The following is a 12,199-nucleotide window of genomic DNA, read 5'->3' as shown; positions in this document are numbered from 1 at the left end:
GGGCTCAGAGGCGTTCGATGATGGTGGCAATGCCCATGCCGCCGCCGACACACAGGGTCGCGAGGCCATAACGCAGGCGCCGGGTTTCCAGCTCATCGAGCAGCGTGCCGAGAATGGCGCAGCCAGTGGCGCCCAGCGGGTGGCCCATGGCGATTGAGCCGCCGTTGACATTGACCTTGTCCGGATCGACGGCCATGTCCTTGATGAATTTCAACACCACCGACGCGAACGCCTCGTTGACCTCGAACAGGTCGATGTCTTCGACCCGCAGTCCGGCCTTGGCCAACGCCTTGCGGGTCGCCGGCGCGGGGCCGGTGAGCATGATGGTCGGATCGGTGCTGGTGACCGCCGTGGCGACAATCCGCGCCCGTGGCTGCAAGCCCAACGCCCGGCCCTTGGCTTCGGAGCCGATGAGCATCAGCGCCGCGCCGTCGACAATCCCGGAGCTGTTGCCGGGGGTGTGCACATGGTTGATCCGCTCGACATGGCTGTAGACCCGCAGCGCGGTGGCATCGAAACCCATCTGCCCCATCATCTCGAAACTCGGCTTGAGCTTGCCCAGGCCTTCCAGGGTCGAGTCGGCGCGGATGAACTCATCGTGATCGAGCAGGATGATGCCGTTCTGGTCCTGCACCGGCACCAGCGATTTGTTGAACGAGCCATCGGCCCGCGCCCGTGCAGCCTTTTGCTGGGAATGCAGGGCGTAGGCATCGACGTCCTGACGGCTGAAGCCTTCAAGGGTGGCGATCAGGTCGGCACCCACGCCCTGTGGCGTGAAGTGACTGTGCAGGTTGGTCGCCGGGTCCAGCGCCCAGGCCCCGCCATCGCTGCCCATCGGCACCCGGGACATCGACTCGACACCACCGACCACCACCAGGTCTTCGAAACCGGAACGCACTTTCATCGCGCCGAGGTTCACGGCCTCCAGCCCCGAAGCACAGAACCGGTTGATCTGTACTCCCGCCACGCTGACATCCCAATCGGCCACCTGAGCGGCAGTCTTGGCGATGTCGGAACCTTGATCACCAATCGGGGTTACGCAGCCAAGCACCACATCATCGACCTGGCTGGTGTCCAGCGCTGTGCGCTGTTGCAGTGCGGTGAGCAAACCAGCCACCAGGTTCACCGGTTTGACGCTGTGCAAGGCGCCATCGGCCTTGCCTTTGCCACGGGGCGTGCGTAACGCGTCGAAAATCAATGCTTGGGTCATGACGTCCTCGAACCGCAGTGCAGGTGGGTAAATACCGAGTGCCCACTCTTGACCCGAGCCGCGTTTGATTCAATGACCGCAGCGCTCACAGACATTGACGCTCACGCTCAGACGAACGGTAGTCAGCTACCATTCAGGACACCAAGCTGTCTAGCCAACGGGTGCCAAAGAAGCTGGCACTAGGCCTCATGCCATTTTTAACGCGAATTTGAAGAACACCATACGAAATGGATCTAAGCCAAGCGTACCGCGGGCTCTAAGGTGAACATGTACGAAGTTGTCGTCGGGTTTTGCCGAGGCACTCGTCACTACAGGAAGTGCAACGCGCTGCCATCATGGATGCTATGCGGGCAGGCATCAGGAAATAACAAAAAAGGCGGTCAAGCCATGTTCAAACAATCGAAAGTACGTCAAGCCGGGCTCATCCTTTTCGCCACCACGCTGTTGTTGATATTGCCGAACCTGACCAAGGTCATCGGCTAGTCGCGTCTATAAAGCTACGGCGTCACAGTTTTTGAATTGCCACTCTCAAAATGTGACTGGCCCGCTACCCGGGCCAGCGTGGCTGTGCCAATCTTTGCGGCACTTGCACGACATGGACGGCGATCACTTGAAAATGCTCATTCTGCTCGGGGCCACGCTGTTCGGCTCGCCCCTGTATGCCGCACAGCTGAACCTGGAGCTGGGCGCGAACAGTCGCACCTGGCAGACCGAGCAATTGCTCAAGCATCCTCAGGTTCAAACCATCGACATCAGCAACGACGTTTCCTACAAGCGGGACATGAGCTACCGCGCCGTGCCGCTGTCCGCACTGCTGACCGGCATCAAACCTGAAGACCACCTGCAAGCCGTTGCGCTGGATGGTTTTGCCGCCGAAATGACCGCCGCGCCGTTGCTCAATACCCAGGGTGCACAGGCGTGGCTGGCGATTGAAGACCCGAGCAAGCCCTGGCCACCGCTATCCGAAGGCAAGCCGGGCGCCGGGCCGTTCTATCTGGTCTGGAGCAATCCGCAGGCCGGCAACATCAGTCCAGAACAATGGCCGTTCCAGGTGGCGAGCATCAAACGCCTGGCACCCGTGGCCGAGCGCTTTCCCGCACTGCTGCCCGATCCGGCATTGAAGGCGGATGATCCGGTGAACAAGGGATTTGCGTTGTTCCAGAAGAACTGCCTGGCCTGCCATCGACTCAATGGCGCCGGGGACGCGCAATTCGGGCCGGACCTGAATATTCCGTACAACCCGACCGAGTACTTCGGTGCGGACTTCCTCAAGCGCTACATCCGCGATCCACAGAGTTTGCGCCAGTGGCCGCAAGCGAAGATGCCCGGGTTCTCGGCCGAGGTGTTGCCCGATGGGGATCTGCAGAGCCTGGTGGGGTATTTGCAACATATGGTCGGGCGCAAGGTTAAGCCGTAACAACATCGTACCTGTGGGAGCGAGCTTGCTCGCGATAGCGGTGTGTCAGTCACAAAAGTATTGACTGAAATGACGCCATCGCGAGCAAGCTCGCTCCCACAGGGTTCCGTGGTATCGCGCCTACTGCTGCTGCACTGAAATCACCGGCGCTGGCGTCGGTGACACCAGCACCTTGGCGTGCATCTGCTCACACCCGCCGCCCCGGCGCATCCCGCGCACCGGGCAGGCATCCAGGTAATCCAGGCCCACCGCCAGTTTCAGATGGCGTTCCGGCCGGGCCAGCTCATTGGTCACGTCGAAGCTGTACCAGGCGTCATCCAGCCAGGCTTCGGCCCAGGCGTGGCTGGCCAGGTGTTCGCTGTTTTCGCTGTACAGATAGCCCGACACATAACGCGCAGGAATGCCCAGGCTGCGGGTGCAGGCGAGAAACGCGTGGGTGTGGTCTTGGCACACGCCGGACCGTCCGGCAAAGGCCTGGGCCGCGCTGGTGTCCACTTCCGTGGAGCCCGGTGTGTAGGTCATATGCTGGTTGAGGCCATGCATCAGATCGATCAGCGCCGTGCGATCGCGGCGTTGCCTGCATTCCTTCTCGGCGAACGCACGCAGGGCGGCGTCGGCTTCGGTCAAACGGGTGAAGCGCAGAAACGGCAGTGCCGACTGGCTCTCGTGTTCGGCCTCACGCATTTCGTCGATATCGACCTGGCCACGGGCACCGATGATGATCGCCTCATGGGGCTCGTCCATGGTCAGCACATGCAGAATGTTGCCGAACGGATCGAGTTGCGCCCGCACCGGACGCGGCAGGTCGAGCTGCCAGCTGAGCACGTGCTGGCGCTCGCTGTCGTGGGGAGTCAGTCGCAGGTACTGGATGCTCGCCCGCACCTTGTCTTCGTAGTGATAGGTGGTCTCGTGGCTAATGGAAAGTCTCATGCGGCCTCCAGATAAGAACTGTGTATCGCGTTACCCAACTGGCGCACCAGCGGGATGAACTCGGTCAGCCAGGCGTGCAGGCCTTCTTCGAGAATTTCATGGATGCCGGTGTAGCGCAGGCGTGCGTCCATTTCTGCCGCCAGGCGTTGTGCCGGGCGACCGTTGGCCCCCGGCAATTGCGAGAGAATCTGGTCGATTTCTTCGGTGCAGGCGCGCAGGGATCGCGGTACATCGGCCCGCAGCAACAGCAACTCCGCCACATGCCTGGCGCCGGGGGCGTCGCGGTAGATTTCCGTGTAGGCCTCGAACGACGACAATGCCCGCAACAACGCGCTCCACTGGTAATAGGCGTGAGCGGTGCCATCGCTGACCGCTTCGGCCTGATCGCCGGCCATTTCATAGCGGGCATCGAGCAGGCGCAAGGTGTTGTCCGCCCGTTCGATAAAGGTCCCCAGACGAATGAAGCGAAACGCATCGTTACGCATGATGGTGCCGTAGGACGCACCCCGGAACAGGTGGGAACGTTCCTTGATCCACTCGCAGAAACGGCTCATGCCGTAGCGACTGAGGCCCTGTTCGGCGATGCCGCGAATTTCCAGCCAGGTGGCGTTGATGTTTTCCCACATGTCGGCGGTGATGCGCCCACGCACCGCATGGGCGCTGGCCCGTGCCGCACCGAGGCAGCTGTAGATGCTCGCCGGGTTGGCCGCATCCAGGGCGAAGAAATGCAGCAGCCGTTCGGCATGCAGTTCGCCATGGCGCTCCAGGTAATCGTCCAGGGTGCCGGTGATCAACAGCGGCATGGCCAGTTCGTGCAAACCGTCGCCACGACCGTCCTGCGGCATCAGCGACAGCGAATAGCTGATGTCGAGCATCCGGGCGAGGTTTTCCGCCCGCTCCAGGTAACGCGACATCCAATACAAATCCGAGGCAGTTCTACTTAACATGACAGGCTTCCTTTAATCCTCGACCACCCAGGTGTCCTTGGTTCCACCGCCCTGGGAGGAATTGACCACCAGGGAGCCTTCGCGCAGGGCGACGCGGGTCAAGCCGCCGGGCACGACCCGGGTTTCACGACCCGACAGAACAAACGGCCGCAAGTCGATATGGCGTGGCGCAATGCCGTTTTCGACAAAGGTCGGACAGGTCGACAGCGACAGCGTCGGTTGCGCGATATATGCATGGGGCTTGGCGATGATCCGCGCACGGAAGGCTTCGATTTCCGCCGCCGTCGCCGCCGGCCCCACCAGCATTCCGTACCCGCCGGAGCCTTGGGTTTCCTTGACCACCAGTTCTGGAAGATTGGCCAGCACATGGGAAAGCTCAGACGGATTACGGCATTGCCAGGTCGGCACGTTCTTCAGGATCGGTTCTTCATCGAGGTAGAAACGGATCATGTCGGTAACGAACGGATACACCGATTTGTCGTCCGCTACCCCCGTACCAATGGCATTGGCCAGCACCACGTTGCCGGAACGGTAGGACGACAGCAGCCCCGGCACACCGAGCATCGATTCCGGGTTGAAGGCCAGGGGATCGAGGAAGGCGTCGTCGAGGCGACGATAAATCACGTCGACCGCTTTCGGCCCGTCGGTGGTGCGCATGTAGACCTTGTCGTCACGCACGAACAGGTCCGCGCCCTCCACCAGTTCCACGCCCATTTCCCGCGCCAGGAATGCATGTTCGAAGAACGCACTGTTGAAGCGCCCCGGCGTCAGCACCACCACGCTCGGGTTATCGATGGGGCTTGAACTTTTCAGGGTGTCGAGCAGCAAGTTCGGGTAGTGGTCGATGGGGGCAATGCGTTGCGCCGCGAACAGCTCGGGAAACAGGCGCATCATCATCTTGCGATCTTCGAGCATGTAGCTGACGCCGCTCGGCGTACGCAGATTGTCTTCGAGCACGTAGTAGGTGCCGTCACCGTCGCGCACCAGGTCGACGCCGGAGATGTGCGAATAGATATCGCGGTGCAGGTCCAGGCCCTGCATCGCCAACTGGTACTGCTCGTTGGCCAGCACCTGCTCGGCCGGAATGATGCCGGCCTTGATGATGCGCTGCTCGTGGTAGAGGTCGGCGAGGAACATGTTCAACGCCTTGACCCGCTGGATGCAGCCGCGTTCGACAATCCGCCATTCGCTGGCGGGGATGCTGCGTGGAATGGTGTCGAAGGGGATCAGGCGCTCTGTGCCCTGCTCGTCCCCGTAGAGCGTGAAGGTAATCCCGGCGCGATGAAACAACAGATCGGCCTCGCGTCGCCGTTGTGCCAGAAGCTCGTCAGGCGTCTCGGCCAGCCAACGGGCAAACTCCCGATAATGCGGGCGGACCTGGCCGCCGGCATCGTACATCTCATCAAAATAGGTGCGGATCATGCCGTACTCCTTGTCACTCGGACGTCCAGACCTTCGCAAGGCCCGTGCCATCGGCATAAACGCTTAAATTTCAATCGGTTGGATAATCAACGCGCACGTACCGCACCAATCCTGTGCGGTAAATGCCCCAACCTGATCGCCCCCGCTTCATTGCAAGGCGTGGTGGTCGCCTATCACCAGCATAGTCAGAGTTGATTTCACTGCCCGGCAATGGGTACGGATAATCCAGGCATTCGCTGAAAAGCTCACCGGACTTCCCTTTTAGCCGCCTGCCCTGGCGGCTTTTTTTGGTGTCCAACGCCCACAAATGAAAACGGCCAACCCGAAGGTCAGCCGTGATTGCTGATTGTCACTGTTCATAAGGTTATGCGAGTCGCCCTCGTACCTCCTGTTTCACACCCCAGCCTTCGATGATGCCGCCCAGAGGCTCGACCACTGCTTCGAAACCCTGTTCGAAGTCGCCGATATCATCGTAGGTGGCATACATGACCTTGCACAGCTCCAGCGCCCAGGCGCCGTCGTCGCGCACACTGACTTGCGCATCCAGGGATTCACCACGGTGGAAATGACCTGCCGCCCTGCGTGCCCGCTCCTCATCCGGGAAAATGGCGTAGAACTCGATGGGATGAAACCGTGAAAAGTCAAAACCGCCTTCTTTCATGCGGCGCAGCACGCTGCTGCTGATGTCTTCTTGATAGGCTGTGCTCATGAAACGTCCTCCTCAAAACGATGGATAGACTTTCCGTACTCCCTCACCCGCAACCGAACAGCGCGAGCGACGGCAACCGATGTGCCGGCGGGAAACAAGCATGGAGCTACAAGACCAGACCTTAGCGATTCATTCGCTGATCTCGCTTGCAGAGTAGCCTCAAGACAGAGCCCGTGCCAAGGCCTGGATGTGAATGCGACAGGTGTTGTTCAGATTGGAGTAATGTCGAGGATTTGAATGCTGTTCTGGGACTTGAGCTCTTTGACGCTCGCGTCACTGGTCCGCCCTTCCAGATCGTTCAGATCCAGTTCGGCGGCGACAGGAAGAAGCCGGGCCTTGATGAGCTTGGCAGCACGCTCGTAGTCCGGGCGCTCGGTGCACTCAAAGACTTCGTTGATGGTTTCGCCATGATCATCCACGAAAGTGACCTTCCACTTTTGCATTGGTGCCTCCTCGATAAAACCCATGGATGGGCTTACCTCTATCTCGACCTTGTTAGCTGGCTAATTGTTCCGGTGGATCTGCACCCATCGCAAATCTCTGTAGGAGCGAGCCTGCTCGCGAAAAACTTGAGAACGCCGCGTTAAATCAGACATCCCGCGTCATCGTTCACGTCCATCGCGAGCAGGCTCGCTCCTACAGGTCTGCGTTTCAATCCATCAGTCGTTACTTGGCTTGTTCACTGCCTGCAACACGTATTGCGGCAAGGCGAAGGCGCCGATGTGGATTTCAGGATTGTAGTAGCGGGTGATGATGCCGCTGCCCGCGAAGCGTTGTTGCAGGGTTTCGCGGGACAACTTGCGATAAGCGGTATTGGTGGCGCCCCAGGCGAAGGTCATCGAACCACCGATGTAGGTCGGTACGGCGGCCTGATAGAAGTGCCAGTCCGGGAACAGGCTGCGCAGGCGACCGGCGGTGGTCTTCACTTCTTCGATCTGCATGAACGGCGTGCCGTTCTGGGTCACCAGGATGCCGCCTTCGTTCAGGCAGCGGTGGCAAGCCTGGTAGAAGTTTTCCGAGAACAGCACTTCACCCGGTCCGATCGGATCGGTGGAGTCGGAAATGATCACGTCGAACTTTTCAGTGGTGGTGGCGACGAAACGCATGCCGTCGTCGATCACCAGGTTCAGGCGTGGATCATCGAATGCACCCTTGGAGTGATTCGGCAGGAATTCCTTGCACATGTCGACCACGGTGCCGTCGATCTCGACCATGGTGATGTGCTCGACGCTGCGATGCTTGGCCACTTCACGCAACATGCCGCCGTCACCGCCGCCGATGATCAGCACGCGCTTGGCAGCACCGTGCGCCAGGATCGGCACGTGGGTGAGCATTTCGTGGTAGATGAATTCGTCGGCTTCGGTGGTCTGGATCACGCCGTCCAGCGCCATCACCCGGCCCATGCGCGGGTTCTCGAAGATCACCAGGTGCTGGTGCTCGGTGCGCACTTCGTGCAGCAGTTTTTCCATGCGAAAACGCTGGCCGTAGCCTTCATAGAGGGTTTCCAGGTAGTCGCTGGCGGGGATGTTGCTCATGGGAAGTGCTCCGATGAATGCGGGTGGCAACGGACGGTTACCCGCCCATGATGGCCAATCGAGCGTCTCGATTGGCCGGGAAAGGCGCGCATTCTACGTCGCGGAACATGACAGGTCGAATGTGGGAGCGGGCTTGCTCGCGAAGGCGTAGTGTCAGTCGCTATAAATGTTGACTGATTCACCGCTTTCGCGAGCAAGCCCGCTCCCACAGGTTCAGTGTCGACGCTCAGAGTTTGACGTTGCCCCGCGGCCCGGCAATGGCCCAGATGATCAGTCCCAGTACCGGCAACAGCGCGATCAGCAGTACCCAGAGGATTTTCATCCCGGTCCCGGCACTACTTTTGAAGACGTTGATGATGGCCCAGATGTCCAGGACAAAAATGATCAAGGCAACCAGGCTGTTGAACGTAGAACCCATGGTGACGCTCCCGAAAAGTGATATGCCCCCTCAGGATAGACGGTCGTCGCGAGGATTCCTTTTTATTGACAGTGTCTGGATCAGAAGTGGATCGCCACTTTCAGGGCTTCCAGGGATGGCGCGGCTGTAATGCCCACTTCGGTGCACAATTCCAGCACCCGTGGCACGTCGTTGCCGTAGACCAGGACCACCTGCAACTCGTCATCGAGCAACTGGCTGAAGTTCATCAGCGTGTAGCCACCGTTTTCCTTGTTCATGCTGCTCATCTGCACCTGGATGCGGTTGAGCGCGGTCAGGGCTTCGGTCCTGGCCAGTTGCTTGGGCTTGAGATTGAACTCCACACCCGGGCCGAACGAGGCGACGATCTGCGCGAACAGGTCCATGTATGTGTCAGCCTGGAACAGCACCGTTTCCGGCAGGCTGCCGACCACCACCCACTCACCCAGCGGGATCGGGAAGGTCTCGTCGTAGTTGATGTCCGGATTGGCCGTCAGAAAAGCCTCGGGATCGGCGTAGGCCTGGGCCGCTTCGTCCGCGACCTTGAGGATTTCGTCTTCGCCCATGCACCCGGAGCTGATTTTGCTGATGAGTTCGACGAGTGCGGCTTTCATGGGGAGGATCCTGTAGCGAGGTGAATTTTGAGGGCGCGAAGGATAGCGCATTAATGAGGGAAGTGCGGACCTGTGGCGAGGGGGCTTGCCCCCGTAGGGTCGCGAAGCGGCCCCAAAACATTCAATTGGGGTGTATCAGAAAGACCGCACATGCTGATTCTACGACTGCTTCGCAGCCGAACGGGGGCAAGCCCCCTCGCCACAATTGGGATTAACAGCCTCAAGTCATTCGATATCAGCCAATCAGCTTCTCAAGTTGCGCAACAGTATCGGAAGCCCCCATGGTCCTGGCAGCCTCCAGCGCGGTGATGCCATTGGCGTCCTTGGCTTTCGGGTCGGCGCCCTTGCTGATCAGGTAATCAACCACTTCGACGCGGTTGAACATCGCCGCCATCATCAGCGCCGTGCGGCCATCGAAGGACGAGCCTTCAACCTGGGCGCCACCATCGACCAAGGCCTTGATCACCGCCAGGTCGCCCTTGAAGGCGGCACCGGCAATCGGGCTCTGGCCGTTGTCGTTGCGGATCTCCGGGTCGGCCTTGTGCTCCAGCAGGACTTTTACCGTGTCCACATGCCCGTGATACGCGGCCAGCATCAGCAAGGTATCGCCCTTGTGGTTACGCAGGTTTGGCGGCAAACCCTTGGTCAGCAGCGCGGCCATCATCGCCGCATCGCCCTCCCGTGCCTTGTTGAATACCTGTTCGGTAAATTCGGCGGCTTCTTCGGGGGTCATCTGGCGGCTTTTGTCTGACATTGGGCACTCCCTTTTCTGTCATTCGTAAAAGCCGACAGTTTCCCGAGCGCCCCCGGCACTGTCACTTGTTTTTTCTCATGGGCCGCCATAGTCAGATTCAATAGCGGTACTTGCCGCCGTGAATGTCGGACAACAACTGCTCCGTGACCTGTACATAAGTCTGTGTCCCCGGCAGCCAGGCATAGATCGGGTCATCGCCGGTTTTACCCGGGTCGAAGGCCTCATCCTTGAGTCGGGTCTTCTGATATTTGAACGTCCCGGTGGTTTCCATTTTCACTTTCACCCGCAGGAACAACGGCACCGCATAGGCCGGCATCTGCTCGCGGGCGAAGGCCAGCAGCTCACTGAAGTCCAGGGTTGCCAGGGATTCGGCGGGAGTGATCGCCGCCATCCCGGCCCGGCCATTGGTGTTGCGGATTTCCACGCCATAGGCCACGGCTTCGGAAATAAGCGGGTGTTGCAGGAGGATGTTTTCGACCTCCGTGGTCGAAACGTTTTCGCCCTTCCAGCGGTAGGTGTCGCCCAGGCGGTCGACAAACTGCGCATGCCCAAAGCCGATGTTGCGCAACAGGTCGCCGGTGTTGAAGTAGCGGTCTCCCTTTTCGAACACATCCTCAAGCACGACCTTGGCGGTTTTCTGCGGATCGGTGTAACCGTCCAGGGGGGCCTTGTCGTCGATTTTTGCCAGCAACAACCCCTGCTCACCCTTGGCGACCTTGCGCATCAGGCCATTGGCCTGTCGAATCGGCGCGCCACTGTCATGGTCGTACGCGACCAGCTCCCAGGACATCAGGGAAAAACCGATGGTGTTGTCGAAATTGAGAATGTTGGTGAAACCGATATTGCCGTCGCTGGCAGCGTACAGCTCGCAGATGTGATTCACCGCAAAGCGGGTCTTGAACTCGCTCCAGGCGCCGGGGCGCAAGCCGTTGCCGATCATTTTCTTCACATCGTGCCGGCTGTCCTCGGAGCTGGGCGGTTGATCGACCAGGTAGCGGCACAGTTCGCCGACATAACCGATGGTGGTCGCCCGGTACTTGCGCGCATCGTTCCAGAACTGACTGGCGCTGAATTTGCGGCGAATGGCGAATCCGCTGGCCCCACTGACGGCCGAACCCCAGCACACGCAAAGGCCCGTGGCGTGGTACAGCGGCAAGGTGCAATAGACGACATCGTCGGGGCGCATGTCCAGGGCGATCATGCCGAAACTCGCAGAGCTGCGCATCCAGCGACCGTGCTTGAACACGCCGGCCTTGGGCAGCCCCGTGGTGCCCGAGGTGTAGATATAAAAGCAGGGATCGTCGAAGAAAATCTGCTGGCTGCTGGCCGGGTTGTCGCTGGCGTCGTCGAGGCTGACGGTCATCAGGTTGATGAAACCTTCAGGTGCGATACCGGGTTGTCGAGAGGTGTCCTGATCGGCAACGAACCAGGTTCGCGCAGCCTTGATCGACACCCGCTCACGCACCGCCAGGTACGCCGGGACCAACTCCTCACCGACAATGATCGCCACCGGCGCCACCAGGTTCACACTGTGCACCAGGGTGTCGCGGGTTTGCGAGGTATTGAGCAGCGCACTGATCGCGCCAACCTTGGCCACCGCCAGAATCGTCACCAGCAATTCCGGGCGGTTCTCGATGAAGACCGCCACCACATCACCCTTGCCGATGCCTTGGCCGATCAGGTGATGGGCGATGCGATTGGCCCATTGGTTGACCTCGGAATAACTGAGCGTTACGTCGCCTTGCAACAGCGCCGGGCCATCCGGGTTGCGCAACGTGGCTTGCTCGAAACTCCAGCCCAAACCACACGCCTGGGTCGGGTCCTTGACGTTGGCGGCCTTCATGCCCCTCACCACCCGGGGGATGGCCTTGGCGATGGAAGGCAGCTTGCGGAGCATCATGCTCCAGGTAATCGTGTCGTTCGACGTGCGACTCATGATGCTCCCGTTCGATCTTTTTATTGTCGGGCTGCGATGACTGAGCCCGAAAATACGTCAACGGTTCTTGAGCTGTACACGCGGTTTTTGAAATGTTTTGTATCCGCGATCTTGATCTGCGATCTTGATCCGCGATTGATACAAGGCCAATCGTGAACCCCCGCACACGCAATGGTTCCATCGAATCGCCGAGCGACCTCGCAAAATGCAGGATGCACGACGGCCGTTCATGCAGAATGCACGAAAGCAAAAATCACCATAGATACTAACTTATTGTTTTATAAGATTATTTACAAACAACCCAGGCTGG

General features: G+C 59.7%; 12 protein-coding genes. 1 reads left to right on the top strand and 11 read right to left on the bottom strand.

Going from position 1 to position 12,199, the window contains the following annotated elements; genetic code table 11:
- Positions 1 to 4: 4 nt before the first annotated feature.
- On the bottom strand, positions 5 to 1,210 hold the full coding sequence (locus PspS34_RS08300; protein ID WP_159389554.1) for an acetyl-CoA C-acetyltransferase: 1,206 nt from the start codon (positions 1,208 to 1,210) through the stop codon (positions 5 to 7).
- 595 nt (positions 1,211 to 1,805) lie between these two features.
- On the opposite strand from PspS34_RS08300, the gene PspS34_RS08295 reads away from it, so the two are divergent.
- Positions 1,806 to 2,627 carry a cytochrome c gene (locus tag PspS34_RS08295; protein WP_090454001.1) on the top strand — a complete coding sequence of 274 codons (822 nt, stop codon included), beginning with the start codon at positions 1,806 to 1,808 and terminating at the stop codon, positions 2,625 to 2,627.
- Positions 2,628 to 2,747: 120 nt separating this feature from the next.
- On the opposite strand, the gene PspS34_RS08290 is transcribed toward PspS34_RS08295, so the two are convergent.
- From PspS34_RS08290 to PspS34_RS08245, 10 genes are all read right to left on the bottom strand, one after another.
- The gene (locus PspS34_RS08290) at positions 2,748 to 3,557 is read right to left on the bottom strand and encodes a transglutaminase family protein (RefSeq protein ID WP_154946569.1); all 810 of its coding nucleotides are present in this window, start codon (positions 3,555 to 3,557) and stop codon (positions 2,748 to 2,750) included.
- Complete coding sequence (locus tag PspS34_RS08285) at positions 3,554 to 4,504, bottom strand: alpha-E domain-containing protein (RefSeq protein WP_057715736.1); 951 nt, start codon at positions 4,502 to 4,504, stop codon at positions 3,554 to 3,556. Before PspS34_RS08285 ends, PspS34_RS08290 begins: the two co-directional genes overlap by 4 nt.
- Before the next feature lie 12 nt (positions 4,505 to 4,516).
- Entirely contained in the window at positions 4,517 to 5,926 is a 1,410-nt protein-coding gene (locus tag PspS34_RS08280) for a circularly permuted type 2 ATP-grasp protein (protein WP_007988088.1), read from the bottom strand.
- A gap of 364 nt (positions 5,927 to 6,290) precedes the next feature.
- Positions 6,291 to 6,635, bottom strand: a complete 345-nt coding sequence (locus PspS34_RS08275; protein WP_007971898.1) for a ribonuclease E inhibitor RraB — start codon at positions 6,633 to 6,635, stop codon at positions 6,291 to 6,293.
- Between the two features lie 209 nt (positions 6,636 to 6,844).
- Positions 6,845 to 7,078 carry a hypothetical protein gene (locus PspS34_RS08270; RefSeq protein ID WP_150812355.1) on the bottom strand — a complete coding sequence of 78 codons (234 nt, stop codon included), beginning with the start codon at positions 7,076 to 7,078 and terminating at the stop codon, positions 6,845 to 6,847.
- A 216-nt stretch (positions 7,079 to 7,294) separates the two neighbouring features.
- Entirely contained in the window at positions 7,295 to 8,170 is an 876-nt protein-coding gene (gene speE / locus PspS34_RS08265; RefSeq protein ID WP_057715739.1) for a polyamine aminopropyltransferase, read from the bottom strand.
- Positions 8,171 to 8,396: 226 nt separating this feature from the next.
- Positions 8,397 to 8,588 (bottom strand): PLD nuclease N-terminal domain-containing protein, encoded by a 192-nt coding sequence (locus tag PspS34_RS08260; RefSeq protein ID WP_057715740.1) that lies wholly within the window; start codon positions 8,586 to 8,588, stop codon positions 8,397 to 8,399.
- Positions 8,589 to 8,668: 80 nt separating this feature from the next.
- Positions 8,669 to 9,199: a hypothetical protein gene (locus PspS34_RS08255; protein WP_159389553.1), complete on the bottom strand. Its 531-nt coding sequence runs from the start codon at positions 9,197 to 9,199 to the stop codon at positions 8,669 to 8,671.
- Between the two features lie 235 nt (positions 9,200 to 9,434).
- A complete protein-coding gene (locus PspS34_RS08250) occupies positions 9,435 to 9,953 on the bottom strand; it encodes an ankyrin repeat domain-containing protein (protein ID WP_057715742.1) in 519 nt (172 codons plus the stop codon).
- Between the two features lie 97 nt (positions 9,954 to 10,050).
- Complete coding sequence (locus PspS34_RS08245; RefSeq protein WP_150812352.1) at positions 10,051 to 11,889, bottom strand: long-chain-acyl-CoA synthetase; 1,839 nt, start codon at positions 11,887 to 11,889, stop codon at positions 10,051 to 10,053.
- Between the last annotated feature and the right edge of the window lie 310 nt (positions 11,890 to 12,199).

The organism is Pseudomonas sp. S34 (assembly GCF_009866745.1).
Lineage (GTDB): Bacteria > Pseudomonadota > Gammaproteobacteria > Pseudomonadales > Pseudomonadaceae > Aquipseudomonas > Aquipseudomonas jessenii.
The sequence above is the reverse complement of the archived record's forward strand: the minus strand, read 5'-3'. Positions and strand labels throughout refer to the sequence as shown.